The sequence below is a fragment of the Henriciella mobilis genome (assembly GCF_003576285.1).
Taxonomy (GTDB): Bacteria; Pseudomonadota; Alphaproteobacteria; order Caulobacterales; family Hyphomonadaceae; genus Henriciella; species Henriciella mobilis.
Genome location: NZ_QWFX01000016.1, coordinates 344,775 through 360,044 on the forward strand (window position 1 = coordinate 344,775; position 15,270 = coordinate 360,044).

The window sequence follows — 15,270 nt, forward strand, 5'->3', positions numbered from 1 at the left end:
ATCTCCAGCCTGTAGGGAGTGACAGGCTAGAATCTGTATCCGAGACCAACCCCGACAATCACCGGGTTGATATCGACGTCGGCCTGGACCTTCACGGTATCGACACCGAGCGACGGGCCAAGCGCGCTGGACAGGTTCACTGTCACATCGGGCTCGATCCAGACTTTCTTGACGTCGGCATTGATCGCCCAGCCGCCGAATTCGCCGTCAAGGTCATAGTCGAAGCCAGCCTGCAGAGCGAAGCCGACCGTCGGGTCGTATTCGATCCCGTCCGCAACCGGGCCTTCATCCTCGTTGAAGAAGAAGGTCGCGTTCACGCCAGCCCCGACATAGGGCTTGAAGGACGAGCCGGTATCGAAGTGGTATTGCAGGGTGAGCGTCGGCGGCAGGAGCCAGACATCGCCCAGGTCCACGGTCGCATCATCCAGCACACCCGGCACCGTAACGCCGGTTGCCTTCACATCGTGCGGTGTCACGCCGAGGATCAGCTCGGCAGCGATGTTCTTCGTGAAGAAGTAGGTGATATCGAGTTCCGGCACATACTGGTCGGAAATGTCGACAGTGCCCGGCAGGGCGCCACCACCAACCCTTAGCGATGCGCCTTCATCCGGCAAGACGCCGATGACACGGCCACGGACCATCCAGTCGCCTGGCTCAGCCACGGCCGTCGATGCTCCCCAGACAGCAGATGCCGCCATCAGAGCCGCTAGCAGACCACGTTTCATAAAAAGCCTCCTCAACAAGTGCTGAGGCGAGCTAACCTGCTGGAATAAAAAGCGATATTGGCCTGTTTGCCGCGCGCCTAAGCACCGCGCGACATGTGCGCTCAACTAGGGATTAGCCCTTATCGACATGCCGCACCGCAGGCGCAATTGTGAGCACATGGCCGTCTCGTTTCTGGCCCCGTCCATGCCCCTTTCAACTGAAGGGGGCTGGAAATCCCGGCGAAATCGTCCGACATTGGCCTGATGGCGCACGCTCATCCTGATACGCACGCACACGTCAACACGCCCTGCAGCCCGCAGGACGTCGAAGCGTTCCTTGAACAGGCAGAGCTGCTCGCCGAGCGAAAAGGCCAGCGGCTGACAAAGATCCGGCGCAAGGTCCTGCGCCTGCTGCTGGAAAGTACCGAACCGTCGAAAGCCTATGACCTTCTGGCCAATCTCGACGGGGAAGGATCGGCCAAGCCGCCGACGGTCTATCGCGCGCTCGACTTTCTCCAGGAGGTCGGCCTTGCCCACAAGATCGAAAGCCTCAACGCCTATGTCGCCTGCGGACATGCCAGCCACAAGCACTCGGCGGTCTTCCTGATCTGCGATGAATGCGGCGCGGCTGAGGAACTTCACGCCGTTGCGACGACCGAAGCGTTGCGCTCGGAGACCGAAGGCGCCGGCTTTCGCATGCATCATGCCGTGATCGAGGTTCGCGGCATCTGCCGGGCCTGCACGTCATGAAACGGCTTTTCCTCGCCGGCCTTCTCTGGCTTGGCGGGTTGTCGGCCGCAGCGAGCGAGTCGGCCTTCGATGCCGCGGTCCAGGCCGGAAGCTGGCAGGGCTGTGTCTATGAAGAAGGCTATACGCCCTATCCCATCCGCCTGACGGCACGCGGTGAGGATTTTTTCGTGTCCTACCCAGAGCTGGACTGCATTGGCGGCCACAATGCCGGACTGAAACCCGACGGGTTCGACGCAATGGAGGTGATCGTCGTGAACACCGCCCAGCGCTGCGCGACGAACCTGCCGCTTCGCTACACGCTGCGCCCTGACGGTCTTCGGATCGACTACTTTGCCGGTGCGAGGGGAACTTATGCCTTGCTGCACCCTTCCCTGCCCGGAACGCCGGCGCCGGATTGTGACCAGCAGCACGCGGTCTCCTGAGCCCTGCCTGCCCCGCGCAAAGCTTTCGATTCGACTTGCCGGCATCATCCGCTATGACGGGCGCAAAGTGGGCGGACCCCGATTCGCCCGACAGACATCTGGACCGAAGCAGGAAAAGCAGCGGCTGACATGATCGATCTTTGGAAGGGAATCGCCAACACCTGGGACTGTGACGAGATGGGGCACATGAATGTGCGCGTCTATGTCGAGAAGGCCTTCGAAGGGCTGGGAACGCTGGCGGGCCATTGCCATCTCTCGCATGCCTACCAGGAGAACGCGCCCTCCACCCTGGTCCCGCTGGAACAGCACATCCGGTTCATGCGCGAAGTCCACCCGGGGCGCCCGCTGTCCATGACAGGCTGCGTCCTGGACGTGGATGAGACCACGGTGACCATCTACCAGCAACTGAACCACGGCGACGGCTCGGTCGCGGCGGCCTTCCGCACCCGCCTGCAACACGCCGCCAGCCATGACGGCAAGGCGTTCGCATGGAGCAAGCGGACCCGCGAGTCGCTGGAAGCGCTAAAGGATACGCCGCCAAAGGAGACCACACCTCGCGGCCTCGATATCCACTCAGAACCCCTGCCCGACAGCGAGGTCTCCAAGGCTGTAGCGGACGCGCAGGGCGTGAAGACGGTTGGCCTGGGTATGGTCCCGCAGCAGCATTGCGACATCTTCGGCCGCATGATCCCGTCATGGTTCATCGGCCGGGTGTCGGATGCGGTGCCCAACCTGCTTTACGACTGGCGCCTGAAAGTGGCCGGGGGCGAAGGCGGGCAACGGATGGGCGCCGCCGTTCTGGAGTACCGGCTGATCTATCGCCGCTGGCCAAGGCCCGGCGACCGGTTCGAGATCCGCACCGCCTTTGCCAGCGCGCAGGAAAAGACCCATTCACTCGTTCACTGGATGCTGGACCCGGAGAGCGGGCGGCCATGGATGACGAGCCAGGCGGTTGCCGTTACCTTCGATCTCGACACCCGCAAGGCGATGAAGACACCCAAAGATTTGATGGACGATCTCGAACGGGTCGCACCGGGAAAGATCGCGCTCTAGCCGGTCCCGTGCAGGCTGCGCCGCATCGGGCCTTCATCGCCTGCCGAAAAGCCTTCAATCAGACGCGCAATCGCCGTGGAAAGCTCGTCACGCACTTCATAAGGCGCTTCCATCGGGTGGAAGTGCGACGTGTTCGGGCGGTCCTTCAGGACAAGGTTCGGATATTTGTCCAGTATCATGTCGGCGACCTTGTCGGTCATGACCGGCGCGATTTCAGGCCGGAGGATGACGACCGGCATGTTGAGCTTCTTGACCTTGGACAGCGCCCCCCAGGGCTGGTTGCGCTGGGCATTGAAGGTTGCGGCTTCCCATGCCGGATCGCAAGTCAGGCGCCAGCGCTGGTCCTCGCTGCCATAGGGGTTCTCATCGACGCGCTTCAGGCCATCCATAAGGTAATCATCGAGAAACGGCTCGCGCCAGGATTTGAAGGCGCCCTTGCCCTTGTAGGATTCGCGGGCTGCTTCCATGCTCGGGAACTCTGCCCGGCGTTTCCTGGCCTGGCGCGCCATCTGGTTGCCGCCCCCGATGATCGGCGTCAGGAAAGGCAGCAAGTGCTTGATGAAATAATAGCGCCGCGTGAGGATCACCGGGTCGACGAGGACCAGACCCTTGACGAGGTCCGGCCGCTTGCCAGCGACCAGCAGAGCCACGCAGCCGCCCATGGAATGACCGCCGAGGACCACAGGCCGCGTCGCGTTGCGCTCGAGGAAGGCGATCACATCGTCGCGGTATTTGTGCCAGGACTTCAGCTTCTTCGGCTCCGCCGCAAGCGTCGTGCGGCCATGGCCGCGCATGTCCAGCGCCGTCACCTTGGTGCGAAGGCCGAGCGGCGCCAGAAGCGACTGGTAGGTCATCGCATTGAAGCCTGTCGCATGCAGCCAGAGCGCCGCCATTTCGAGCGCCGGGTTTCCGAAGTCGATGGCCTGCATTTCACCGTCGGCGAATTCTGTCCGGTATCTGCGCATCAGCGGGCCCCGAATACCTTGCGCAGGAGTTCGGTCGTCCGCGCGACGGGGTTTTCCCGGATCTTCTGCTCCTCGACCGCGAGATAGTCGAACATGCCATCAAGGCCGAGACTGACGGCATGATCGGTCAGGGACGTCTTGTAGTCGACCGCGGCCACAGCAAGCAGCGGCACGGACGATGTCACGGAATCGAGTGTCTGATAGGCGCCCGATGCATCCAACGCCTGCTCGACATAAGGCTTGAAGGTGGCGCGCAGCGAGGTCTCGGTTCGCCCGCGCAGGAAGTCGGTCGCGGCCGTATCGCCGCCATTCAGGATGGAAACCGCGTCCTGGATCGTGATGGACCTCACCGCGTCGATAACAATCTTCTTGCCGGCCGGCACAGCGTCTTCCGCGGCCCGGTTCATGCGCAGCTGCAAATCATCCAGCGGTGCCGACAGGCCAACCCTGGCCAGCTCGCGCTGGGCTTCCCCAAGCCGCCCGGGAAGCGGGATGCGGATTTTCGGGTCGGCCCAATAGCCGTCCGTCACACCGATCTGGCTGGCGACGCGTTCCGTGCCGATTTCGAGAGCCTGACGCAGGCCGGCTTCGATCTCCGCCTGGGACAATGCGCCCTGGCTCGTGCCGCTGCCCCCCGGATAGCCGGAAATGCCACCGAGGACGTCACCCAATCCGCCGACAGACCCGTCGGTTTCACAAGCCGCAGGAAGGAAACATGCGAGAATGGCTCCCAGAATGACGCGCCGCATGTTTGTCCTCTCCTACTCTACCCGCCTGTCTTGAAACGATTTTCAACGTCCCGTTAAACCGGTCGGTCCTCGCTGGACAGAGTCTGCACAGACCCCATGAGACTTGTAAAGCGCTGTCGGGCTCAGGCCTGTTGTCGCAGCGCAGCCTCAGGCTTTGTCGGCCAGCCGGAATATCGCCGTGGCTTTCAGCAGGACCTTGCCGCCGCAGCTCAGGCTTCCGTTCATGAAGGCAAGTGTGCGGGTCTGCCGGTCGACCTCGGTCTGGATGGCAACCTCGCCGCCCAGGAAGGCCGCGCCTGTCATGTCGAGGCTGACAGAGACGGTGTGGGCGGCTCGGTCCCCGGCAATGCTGTTAGCGAGGGATCGCAGGCCCTGGACCATCAGCGCCGCAAGCAACTCGTCCGAAGCGTCAGGCAGCGTCGCGGTGCCGTTACCGGGCGATGCGTAATTGATGGCGGGGAAAATGGATGCGGGCGCGGCGGTGTCTGTCATGACCGGTTGCTAGATCGCCCGCCGGAAAAAGAAAAGGCCTGCCGCACGGAGAGTGCAGGACAGGCCCTTCCATTGGAGCTTGTGTGGCGAGACCGGTCAGGCGACGGCCGTGCGGCGCTCTTCGCCTGCGGACGGATCGGTGACGATCAGGTCGCCGAGATGGCCAATGCCACTGACACTGTAGGTCTTTTCCATATGCTCGCCGACGCACTGCAGCAGCTGGGCGATCTGCGAGTGGCCGAGCCCGATCTTGTGCAGGCTGGCAAACATGGACAACGAAACGTGCTGGCGCCCGCCCGGCGTCTGTTCGATGAGGCGGGCGATTGTGCCGGTCGCAGCGCCGCTCTGGGCGCCTGTGGTTGCAGAAAGTGTGCGTGCGCCCGGCATACGGGAGAAGACTTTCTCGATCAGCGGCGCGCCTTGTCGTTCGGCGGTGTTGAAGAGTACGCCGAGCGCGTCGCGCGCCTGGCTTTCGTCCAGTCCTGTTTTCTCGGACGTGGTTCTGATCAGGTCGTTCAGCATGTCAGCCTCCTCAACACTTAGCCTCGCAGGCTTAAGAGGCTAGGCGCCGTCGGTTAGCCGACCGTAAAGAGCCGCCCCTGATTCGTTCACTTTTTCAGGACGAATCCTTAAAACGCGTTAGGGCCGGGTAAAAATTTTCAGGGGTTCTGTTAACGAATCGCCGGTCTACATCCGGTCCGGCGCTTCGATGCCGAGGATACCAAGGCCGGTTTCCAGCTGTTTCAGCACCGCTTCGCAGAGGCCAAGGCGTGAGGCGCGGACGGCCGCATCTGCCTCATTCGCGATTGGCGCATCGGCATAGAGCGCGCTGAAAGCCTGGGCGAGCGTGTAGACATGTTCGCACAGGATATGCGGCTGGCGCTTGGCATGCGACTGGGCGAGCGCATTGGCGAAACCATCCATGGCGAGCACGAGCGCGCGTTCGGTATCGCGTTCGATGGTGACCGGACCGGGCTCATGACCGGCCTCTCTGGCCCGCCGCAGCAGAGATTTGATCCGCACCGCTGCGTACAGCATGTACGGCCCCGTCTTGCCTTCGAAGCTCGTGAAGCGTTCGAGGTCGAAGACGTAATTGGTCGTGCGGACATTCTGAAGGTCTGCAAAACGAAGTGCGGCGCGGGCGACAAGCATGGCAATCTTGCCGCGTTCCTCATCGCCAATATCGCCGGAAAGCCCCGTCTCACCGATTTTCTTCTCAGCCTCCTCAAGCGCCATACGGTTGAGGTCAGACAGGCGGAGCACACCGCCCTCGCGGGTCTTGAAGGGCTTTCCATCGGTGCCGTTGACCGTGCCGAAGCCGATATGCTCCATCCGCTCCTCAGCCATCAGCCCGGCCATGTCGGCCGCGCGGAAGACCTGTTCGAAGTGCAGCGCCTGGCGCTGATCAACCACGTAAAGCATCCGGTCGGGGTGAAGCGTCTCTATACGGTCGACGATCGTCGCAAGGTCGGTGGCGTGATAGCCGGTGCCACCGCGCGAGTTGATGAGCATGAAGGGCGGCATTTCCTTCTTGTCGCTCTCGCGCGAGACATCGATGATCCAGGCCCCGTCATCAAGCTTCGCCAGCCCTTTTGCCTTGAGGTCCTCGACCATACCGGGGATCAGGTCATCGACATCGCTCTCACCCTTCCAAAGGTCGAATTCGACGCCGAGGAAGCTGTAATCCACCTTAAGCGCCTCGACAGAGACATTGATGAAATGGCGCAACAGTGCGCGATAGCCCGGATGGCCAGCCTGCATCTCCGCGACGGCCAGCTGGCTCGCCTCATTGCGCTGGGGATCTTCCTTGGCCCTGGCCGATGCCTGTGGATAAAGCCGGCCGAGGTCCTCGATCGTGACCGGCGGCTCGTCTGGGTACGGGCCTTTGAAGTCCGGATCGAAATAGACAAGGTCCGGCTGCTCGGCGAACAGTTCGGTGATGAGATGGCCCATCTGCAGGCCCCAATCGCCGAGGTGGGCATCGCCCGTCACATCGTCGCCGAGGAACCGGAACAGCCGCACCAGCGTATCGCCGATCACAGCCGAGCGCAGGTGGCCGACATGCATCGGTTTGGCGACATTCGGCCCGCCAAAATCGATCACGACCTTTTCGGTCGCCTCCAGCTTGCCGCCGCCAGCCTGCGCATCGGTGCGGATGAATTCGGTCTGCCGGGAGAGGGCCTCACCCGAGACTCGGATGTTGAGGAAACCCGGCCCCGCGACATCTACGCGCTCGATCGGTCCCTGCCCGCTGATCCGTTCGGCGATCTTCGCCGCCAGGTCACGCGGCACGAGACCCTGCAACTTTGCCGCCCCCATGCAGCCATTGCACTGGAAATCGGCCAGCTCCGGCCGGTCGGAACGGCGTACGGCGCCCCAGCGCGCTTCGAAACCTTCAGCTTCAAAGGCAGCGGCACACGCCGCCGAGAGTTCAGTGGCGAGATCGCTCATCCTGGTCCCCGGTTTTCTTCTCTAGGATCTACTGGCCCGCATCGAGGCGGAAACGGCGGCCTTGCCGGTTGAACGCCAGCTGGTCGTCAGTCAGGTCGAAACCGACAACGACCTCGAAGTTCGCGCCGGAAATCGTCGAATCGGCCCGCGGGATGATGATGTCTTCAAGGGTAACCGTCTGCCCCGTGACCTTCTCGCCTGCGAAATTCGCATCCACGGAGAAGTACTGCTTGGCGAGCACTTTCGAGCTGCGGCGCGTCACTGCGACCCAGTAGCGATATTCGTGGCGATTGGCGTCCGCCTTTGGCCCCTTACCGAAGGCAAAGTCCAGTTCGAGATTGGCACGCAGCGGCTGGTCATCGACATAGCGGCAGAACAGGCGGATGCCATTCAGCTCACCTGTATAGGTGATGTTGCTGAAGTTCGGCTCCTCGCCTTCCAGCTCGACAATGCGCGATGCATCATAAAGGACCGCAGCTGGCGGACAGGGTCCGGCATTGTTTCTGGTGTCAAATGCCCGGGTGACAGCGTTGCTCGAACACGAAGCAAGCATCAGTCCGGCTGCAATTCCCGCAAATACGCGCATGTTGAATGCCTTGTCACTCTTGGCCTGAGCCTTCAGGCTGTCCATCTGGAACGGGGAGTGTTACCGGGCACCTGAAGATGGCGCAACGTCCCATCTGCCTTACGGTGCAGCAAGGAGCGATATGCAAGGCCGCAAACTCGAAATCAGGCTCGCCGCACCGCGCGGATTCTGCGCCGGCGTCGACCGTGCCATCCAGATCGTCGAAGAGGCGCTCGGAAAATGGGGCGCGCCCGTCTATGTCCGCCATGAGATCGTGCACAACCAGCATGTCGTCTCACGACTGGAGGGCATGGGCGCCGTCTTCGTCGAGGAGCTGGACGAATGCCCGCCGGACCGGCCGGTCGTCTTCTCCGCCCACGGTGTGCCGAAAGCGGTCCCGGCGGAAGCCGAGCGCCGCGAGATGGTTTATGTCGACGCGACCTGCCCGCTGGTGTCAAAGGTGCATGTCGAGGCTGAACGTCATCACAAGGCTGGCCGCGAGATCGTGCTCATCGGCCATGCCGGCCATCCGGAGGTCATCGGCACGATGGGACAGCTGCCGGAAGGCGCGATCACGCTGATCGAGACAGAAGACGACGCCCGCGCCTTCGAGCCGAAGAACGCCGCGAATGTCGCTTTCGTCACCCAGACCACGCTGTCGGTCGACGACACCGCCGATATCGTCGCCATCCTGCAGGACCGCTTTCCGGATATCAGCGCGCCGCACAAGGAAGACATCTGCTACGCCACGACCAACCGTCAGGAGGCCGTGAAGGCGATGGCCGATGGCTGTGACCTTTTCCTCGTTATCGGGGCTGAGACCTCTTCGAATTCCAAACGCCTCGTCGAAGTCGCCAAGCGTGCCGGCGCGAAGGACTCGAGGCTAGTCGCGAGCGCATCGAATGTCGACTGGGACTGGTTCGAGGGCGTGGAAACGCTCGGCCTGACGGCTGGCGCCTCGGCCCCGGAGGACCTTGTCCAGGGCCTCATCGCCGCATGCCGCGCACGGTTCGACATTGAGGTCGTGCCCATCACGACGGCGCAGGAAACAGTGACGTTCAAACTGCCAAGGGTGCTCGCTGCGGAAGTCTAGGACTTGCCCCTTCTGCCTATCGGCGTAGAACGCGCGGCAAGAACGGAGAGGCCCGATGATTCCACGCTATGCCCGCCCTGAGATGACCGCGATCTGGTCGCCGGAAGAAAAGTACGGCATCTGGCTGGAAATCGAGACGCTGGCCGCCGAGGCGATGGAAGAGCTGGGCCAGATCCCGGCAGGCACTTCTGCTGCCGTGCGCGAAAAGGCAAGCTTCGAGGTCGATCGCATCGACGAGATCGAGGCCGAGGTGAAGCATGATGTCATCGCCTTCCTGACCAATGTCGCCGAACATGTCGGTGAGCCCGCGCGCTTCCTGCACAAGGGCATGACAAGCTCGGACGTGCTCGACACCTGCCTCAACGTGCAGCTGGTGCGCGCCGCCGACCTGCTTCTCGTCGGCATGGACCGCGTCCTCGCCGCCCTCAAGAAACGCGCCGAGGAGCACAAATACACGCCCAAGATCGGCCGCAGCCATGGCATCCATGCCGAGCCGACCACATTTGGCGTCACACTTGCAACCTTCTATGCCGAGTTCGCGCGGGGCCGCGAGCGGCTTGTCGCTGCCCGCAAGGAAGTTGCCACCTGCGCCATTTCCGGCGCTGTGGGTACGTTCGCCAATATCGATCCGCGCGTTGAGGAATATGTCGCCGAGAAGCTCGGTTTCGAGCCGGAGCCGGTCTCGACGCAGGTCATCCCGCGCGACCGCCACGCCATGTATTTCGCAACGCTGGGCGTGATCGCCTCGTCCATCGAGCGGCTGGCGACCGAAGTGCGCCACCTGCAGCGCACCGAGGTGCTGGAAGCCGAGGAATTCTTCTCCAAGGGACAGAAGGGCTCGTCGGCCATGCCGCATAAGCGCAATCCGGTGCTGACCGAAAACCTGACCGGCCTTGCACGTCTCGTCCGCTCAGCTGTGACGCCCGCGCTGGAGAATGTCGCCCTCTGGCATGAGCGCGATATCTCGCACTCCTCTGTCGAGCGCGGCATTGGCCCGGACGCGACCATTCACCTTGATTTTGCCCTTCACCGCCTGGCGGGCGTGGTCGAGAACCTGCTCATCTATCCCGACCGGATGATCGGGAACATGGAGCGCCTCGGCGGGCTGCATAACTCTCAGCGCGTGCTTCTGGCCCTCGTCGAGGCCGGCGTCAGCCGCGAGGATTCCTATCGCCTCGTCCAGCGCAATGCGATGAAGACCTGGGCCGGCGAAGGCGCCTTCCTCGATTTCCTGAAGGCCGATGACGAAGTCTCGTCCAAACTCAGCGACGACCAGCTCGAAGCCCTGTTCGACCTGGACTATCACTTCAAGCGGGTCGACCTGATCTTCGACCGGGTCTTCGGCTAGATCGAATTTCCCTGAAATTCAAAATCGCGCGCACACGCCGCGCCAAGACTGATCGCCTCTAATGACCCTTCCTGACAAGGAGGGCCGATCATGAGTGCATCCTGGAACATGGCCGTGGGCGAAACCTCGCGCCTGACGTCCACCCATGAGGATAATCTCCACCAGCCGTCCGGCATGGGCAGCCTTGCCAATCTCGCTGACACATTCGCTCGCCAGCTCTTCTGCGCCGCCTTCGACTGGGATGTCAGCGCGCCGCCCGCGATCACCGGTTATGACGCCATCGATGGCGAAGGCCGGCGCTTCCGCATCAAGGGGCGCAAGCTGACGCCGTTTGACGGCTCCTGCCAGCTATCGGCCATCCGGAACCTGTCGAACGCGCCTTTCGACTATCTCGCGGCTGTCCTGTTCGACGCCAGCAGCCAGGTCCTGCGCGCGGCCATTGTGCCTGTCGACCTGCTGCCGGAGTTCGCCACTTACCGGCGCAGCGTCAACGCGCATTTCGTCCATCTCGGCGACGCGGTCTGGCAGAGCCCCCGCGTGCAGGACGTCACGGCGCACTTGCAGGCGGCACTGCTGCACCACCGCTGACAGGTTTGCCTCAGGACGGGTGCCTGCTCGGTCGCTCGGTGAGCTGCCAGGCGGACTTGTCAATATCCAGGTCATCGAACTTTTCCGGGTCGAAGACCGGGATCTTCACGCCGGCTTTGCGCTGATCGTCGAAGTCCTTCATGACGCGCAAGCCGATCGGGAAGAGCATGGCCACCGCAATCAGGTTGACGATGGCAAGCAGGCCCATGGTGACATCGGCAAAGCCGAACACAGAAGACAGGTCCAGCACCGCCCCAACCAGCACGAAGCCGATGACGATGAACCGATAGGTCATGAAGGCTGTCTGGTTGTCCGGGATGTAGTAATCGACCGCCGTCTCACCGAGATAGTAGGAATACATGATCGATGAAAAGGCGAACAGGAACAGCGCGACGGCGATGAAATACTCCGCCCAGCCTCCGATATGGTCGGAAAGGGCAACCTGCGTCATCACAACCCCGTCCACATCGGCACCGTAATAGGTCTGCTGAGAGAGGATGATGATCAGCGCCGTCACTGTGCACATGACGATCGTGTCGATGAAGACGGAAAGCGACTGCACCATGCCCTGCTGTGCCGGGTGCTCGACATAAGCCACCGCCGCAACGTTGGGCGCCGAGCCGAGCCCGGCCTCATTGGAAAATAGGCCGCGTCGTACGCCCTGCATGATGGCTGCGCCGATGCCCCCGCCAATTGCTTCATTGAGGCCAAAGGCGCTGGTCACGATCGTGGTGAGCGCGGCGGGTATCTCTGTGATGTGAAGGCTTAGGACGAGGATGCCGACCAGTGCATAGAACACTGCCATGACGGGCACGATGAACTCCACGACGCTGGCGATCCGGTGCAGGCCGCCGAGGATGACCACGCCGACCATCACAGCTAAGACCATGCCCGAGCCCATGCGCGGCAGCTCGAACGCGCTCTCGACCGAGCTCGTCATCGCAAAGCTCTGGAAGCAGATGAAGGCAAAACCGAAGGTCACAAGCAGCAGCAGCGAATAGACAAAGCCCATGATCGGGGCTGCCGGGCCAAGCTTCTTTCCAAGGCCGTGCTTGATGTAATAGGCCGGCCCGCCGCGGAAATCGCCATTCGGTTCCTTCTGCTTGTAGAGCTGGGCCAGCGAGCATTCGAAATAACTCGTCGCCATGCCGACCAGGCCGACAATCCACATCCAGAAGATCGCCCCCGGCCCGCCAAGCGCAATGGCCACCGCCACGCCTGCTATGTTGCCGCCGCCGACGCGTCCGGCAACGGACAGGGCCAGCGCCTGGAAGGAAGAGGGCTGGTCTGTCTCATGCTGGAAGCCCTGCCCCAGCACGGAAAACATGGATCCGAACAGTCTGAACTGGACGCCCCTCGACCAGAGTGTGAAGATCAGGCCGATCGGGATGAGGGTGAAGATGAGGATTTTTCCCCAGATGAGATCGTTCAGGAAAGCGAGCATGACATCCTTGTTAAGTCTGGCTTGGACCCGTCTTAGAGGCCGGGCACGCGGGAGTAAAACCGCCCGCTGTATCGGGGCTGGTCTAATCATAGGCCTGCTTGCTCCGCAGGCGAGTTTTGCCGAAGCGAAACTGAAACTGATCACACTCACGGCCGACTGGTGCGCGAAATGCCACCTTCTCGAACCGGCCCTGTCCCGGGCGCTACAAGCGGTGCCGTCCGGAACGGTCGATTATATCGAGATAGACTTGACCCATATGCGCGACGGACCCGAGGCGCGGCAGGGTGTCAGCGCGGCAAGCGCGGCCCGCCTCGCCATTCACAAGGCTGGCTGGATCTGGGAGGCCTATGGCGAGCGAACTGGCTTCGCCTTTCTCATCGACGCTCGTTCGGGAGAGCCTTTCGCCTGCCTGACCAGCGCCATCCCGGCCGAAACCATGGCATCGCAGCTCAAGCTTGCCTCCCGAATGGCCGAAGACACAGAAAGCATACCTAACGGCACGAGCGGCCCTGACTGCCCCGCCCTGATCGGCTAGGTTCCAGAACGCAGGATGCCGGACTGCACGGCAGGTTCATTCCGCCTTCAGCCTGCCTCATTTAGAGCGCATAGCGCAGCCGGATTTTCAGGAAGAGCCCGACTGGAAGGACCTACGTGGCCGCTAAACCGACGCAACGGACCGCAACACACCGTGCCCGCGCATCCGGCGGCGGCTGGTTTTCGGCGATCCTGCGCGGAAAGCCGATCCTGAAATGGAGCCTGATTACCAGCCTGGTCGCGATGATGATCGCAGGTGCCGCAGGCTGGATCTACTGGCAAAGCCTCTATCGCGGCATGCCGGAGCTGCCCTCCAATGAGGCCCTCTGGGCCAGCGGGCGCGAGCAGGCCATCGAATTTGTCGACGCCAATGGCCAGACCATCGCCATTCGCGGCCCGCGCTATGGCCGTGCCATCAAGCTGGAAGACCTGCCGCCGCATGTTCCCCAAGCCTTCATCGCGGCCGAAGACAAGCGCTTCTATGAACATGACGGCGCCGATACCCGCGCCATCATCCGCGCTGTCTGGGCCAATGTCACATCTGGCGAGACCGTGTCGGGCGCCTCTACCATCACCCAGCAGCTGATCAAGAATCTGGTGCTGACGCCGGAGCAGACGCTGAAACGGAAGGCGCAGGAAATCCGCCTCGCCCGCCGGCTGGAAGAGCGGCTCAGCAAGGAGCAGATTCTCGAGCTTTATCTCAACCGCGTCTATTTTGGCGCCGGGTTCTACGGCCTCGGCGCTGCCTCACGCTTCTATTTCGGCAAGCAGCCCGAGGACTTGAGCATCGCAGAGGCGTCCCTGCTGGCGACGCTGCCGCAGGCGCCCTCGCGCCTTGCGCTGACCAACAACATGACGGACGCAAAGACCCGTCAGCGCTATGTGTTGAAGGAAATGGTCGATGCCGGCTTCATCACCGCGCCGCAAGCCGCAGCAGCCGAGATCGAGGAAGTATCGCTCGCCGAAGCGCCGGAACGCGACCCGCAATTCGGTTATGCCCTCGATGTCGCGACCGAGAAGATCGACGAGATCCTGCCCACCGTGCCAGGTGACCTGATCGTCCAGCTGACCATCGATGCGGACCTGCAGTCAGCCATGGACGAAGCCTTCACCGCGCGCATGGAAGAGGAAGGCACCAAGGTGAATGCCAGCCAGGCGGCCGGCATCGTGCTCGACACCAAGGGCCGGATCCTCGCCATGTATGGCGGCGTCGATTACACCGAAAACCAGTTCAACCGCGCGACGCAGGCGCTGCGCCAGCCCGGCTCCTCGTTCAAGCCTTTTGTCTATGCCGCCGCCATCCAGATGGGCCTGTCGCCCTATGAGGTGCGCCGCGACGAAGAAATCACCATCGATGACTGGACGCCGGAGAATTACAGCCGCGTCTTCCACGGGCCGATGACGCTGTCGGAAGCCCTTAAGGACTCCGTCAACACGATTGCCGCCCAACTTGCCCAGGAAGTGGGTGAAGAGAAGATCATTGCACTCGCGCGGCGTTTCGGCATGGCGAGCGCCGACAAGATGCGGCCCCTGCCCTCCATTGCGCTCGGCTCGCAGGAAGTCACCCTGCAGGACCTCGCGCGGGGCTATGGCGTGTTCATGACCGGCGGGAAGCGGATCGACCCGTACATCGTGGAGAAGATCTCGAACTCGCGCGGCGATGTCCTTTATGAGCGCCCGCAATACGATTTCGAACAGGTCTATGAGCGCGACAATGCCGAAACCATGGTCGCCATGATGGAACGGGTCATTACGGACGGCACCGGGACCCGCGCCCGTCTCGATGGCTGGCAGGTCGCAGGCAAGACCGGCACCAGCCAGGACTTCCGCGACGCCTGGTTCGCTGGCTTCTCAGCTGCCCGCGTCGGCGCAGTCTGGGTCGGCAATGACGATGACAGCCCGATGAAGGAAGTCACCGGCGGCGGCCTGCCCGCATCGCTCTGGCATGATATGATGGTGCTCGCCCATGACGGGCTGAAGCCGCAGCCGCTGGCCGGGGCCGGCACGCTGATCACCCTCTCCCCGCAGGTTCAGGAACGCATCGCCTTCTACCGCGACCTCAGCATGGCGTTCGAAGGCGCGTTGACCAACTAGCCTGTTTTGGCGGGACCG

At 62.5% G+C, this 15,270-nt stretch carries 16 protein-coding genes; 8 read left to right on the forward strand and 8 right to left on the reverse strand.

The features are described from left to right. Nucleotides 1-26 precede the first annotated feature (26 nt). On the reverse strand, nucleotides 27-725 hold the full coding sequence (locus tag D1223_RS17040; protein WP_119377552.1) for an OmpW/AlkL family protein: 699 nt from the start codon (nucleotides 723-725) through the stop codon (nucleotides 27-29). Between the two features lie 243 nt (nucleotides 726-968). On the opposite strand from D1223_RS17040, the gene D1223_RS17045 reads away from it, so the two are divergent. From D1223_RS17045 to D1223_RS17055, 3 genes are all read left to right on the forward strand, one after another. Then, complete coding sequence (locus tag D1223_RS17045) at nucleotides 969-1,454, forward strand: transcriptional repressor (RefSeq protein ID WP_119377553.1); 486 nt, start codon at nucleotides 969-971, stop codon at nucleotides 1,452-1,454. Then, nucleotides 1,451-1,876, forward strand: a complete 426-nt coding sequence (locus tag D1223_RS17050) for a hypothetical protein (RefSeq protein ID WP_119377554.1) — start codon at nucleotides 1,451-1,453, stop codon at nucleotides 1,874-1,876. Before D1223_RS17045 ends, D1223_RS17050 begins: the two co-directional genes overlap by 4 nt. Nucleotides 1,877-2,005: 129 nt before the next feature. Further along, the gene (locus D1223_RS17055) at nucleotides 2,006-2,929 is read left to right on the forward strand and encodes a thioesterase family protein (protein ID WP_119377555.1); all 924 of its coding nucleotides are present in this window, start codon (nucleotides 2,006-2,008) and stop codon (nucleotides 2,927-2,929) included. On the opposite strand, the gene D1223_RS17060 is transcribed toward D1223_RS17055, so the two are convergent. The 6 genes from D1223_RS17060 to D1223_RS17085 form a co-directional block, all read right to left on the reverse strand. Beyond that, nucleotides 2,926-3,894, reverse strand: a complete 969-nt coding sequence (locus D1223_RS17060) for an alpha/beta hydrolase (RefSeq protein WP_233353220.1) — start codon at nucleotides 3,892-3,894, stop codon at nucleotides 2,926-2,928. The two genes, D1223_RS17055 and D1223_RS17060, sit on opposite strands and share 4 nt — an antisense overlap. Further along, the gene (locus tag D1223_RS17065) at nucleotides 3,894-4,643 is read right to left on the reverse strand and encodes a DUF4197 domain-containing protein (protein WP_119377556.1); all 750 of its coding nucleotides are present in this window, start codon (nucleotides 4,641-4,643) and stop codon (nucleotides 3,894-3,896) included. Before D1223_RS17065 ends, D1223_RS17060 begins: the two co-directional genes overlap by 1 nt. Nucleotides 4,644-4,790: 147 nt before the next feature. Next, nucleotides 4,791-5,135, reverse strand: coding sequence for an acyl-CoA thioesterase domain-containing protein (locus tag D1223_RS17070; RefSeq protein ID WP_119377557.1), 345 nt, complete (start codon nucleotides 5,133-5,135; stop codon nucleotides 4,791-4,793). A 96-nt stretch (nucleotides 5,136-5,231) separates the two neighbouring features. Then, nucleotides 5,232-5,657 (reverse strand): hypothetical protein, encoded by a 426-nt coding sequence (locus D1223_RS17075; protein WP_119377558.1) that lies wholly within the window; start codon nucleotides 5,655-5,657, stop codon nucleotides 5,232-5,234. A gap of 165 nt (nucleotides 5,658-5,822) precedes the next feature. Next, entirely contained in the window at nucleotides 5,823-7,586 is a 1,764-nt protein-coding gene (gene argS / locus D1223_RS17080; RefSeq protein WP_119377559.1) for an arginine--tRNA ligase, read from the reverse strand. Nucleotides 7,587-7,614: 28 nt separating this feature from the next. Beyond that, nucleotides 7,615-8,172 carry a hypothetical protein gene (locus tag D1223_RS17085; RefSeq protein ID WP_233353221.1) on the reverse strand — a complete coding sequence of 186 codons (558 nt, stop codon included), beginning with the start codon at nucleotides 8,170-8,172 and terminating at the stop codon, nucleotides 7,615-7,617. 121 nt (nucleotides 8,173-8,293) lie between these two features. On the opposite strand from D1223_RS17085, the gene ispH reads away from it, so the two are divergent. The 3 genes from ispH to D1223_RS17100 all read left to right on the forward strand — a co-directional run bounded on the left by ispH (nucleotide 8,294) and on the right by D1223_RS17100 (nucleotide 11,180). After that, complete coding sequence (gene ispH, locus D1223_RS17090; RefSeq protein ID WP_119377560.1) at nucleotides 8,294-9,244, forward strand: 4-hydroxy-3-methylbut-2-enyl diphosphate reductase; 951 nt, start codon at nucleotides 8,294-8,296, stop codon at nucleotides 9,242-9,244. 55 nt (nucleotides 9,245-9,299) lie between these two features. Beyond that, nucleotides 9,300-10,592, forward strand: a complete 1,293-nt coding sequence (purB, locus tag D1223_RS17095) for an adenylosuccinate lyase (protein ID WP_119377561.1) — start codon at nucleotides 9,300-9,302, stop codon at nucleotides 10,590-10,592. Nucleotides 10,593-10,682: 90 nt separating this feature from the next. Continuing rightward, nucleotides 10,683-11,180: a hypothetical protein gene (locus D1223_RS17100; RefSeq protein ID WP_119377562.1), complete on the forward strand. Its 498-nt coding sequence runs from the start codon at nucleotides 10,683-10,685 to the stop codon at nucleotides 11,178-11,180. A 10-nt stretch (nucleotides 11,181-11,190) separates the two neighbouring features. On the opposite strand, the gene D1223_RS17105 is transcribed toward D1223_RS17100, so the two are convergent. Continuing rightward, a complete protein-coding gene (locus tag D1223_RS17105) occupies nucleotides 11,191-12,624 on the reverse strand; it encodes an alanine/glycine:cation symporter family protein (protein ID WP_119377563.1) in 1,434 nt (477 codons plus the stop codon). On the opposite strand from D1223_RS17105, the gene D1223_RS17110 reads away from it, so the two are divergent. Both D1223_RS17110 and D1223_RS17115 read left to right on the forward strand, forming a co-directional pair. Beyond that, nucleotides 12,623-13,159 (forward strand): thioredoxin domain-containing protein, encoded by a 537-nt coding sequence (locus D1223_RS17110; RefSeq protein WP_158588524.1) that lies wholly within the window; start codon nucleotides 12,623-12,625, stop codon nucleotides 13,157-13,159. The two genes, D1223_RS17105 and D1223_RS17110, sit on opposite strands and share 2 nt — an antisense overlap. A 116-nt stretch (nucleotides 13,160-13,275) precedes the next feature. Further along, the gene (locus D1223_RS17115; RefSeq protein ID WP_233353222.1) at nucleotides 13,276-15,252 is read left to right on the forward strand and encodes a transglycosylase domain-containing protein; all 1,977 of its coding nucleotides are present in this window, start codon (nucleotides 13,276-13,278) and stop codon (nucleotides 15,250-15,252) included. Nucleotides 15,253-15,270 lie beyond the last annotated feature (18 nt).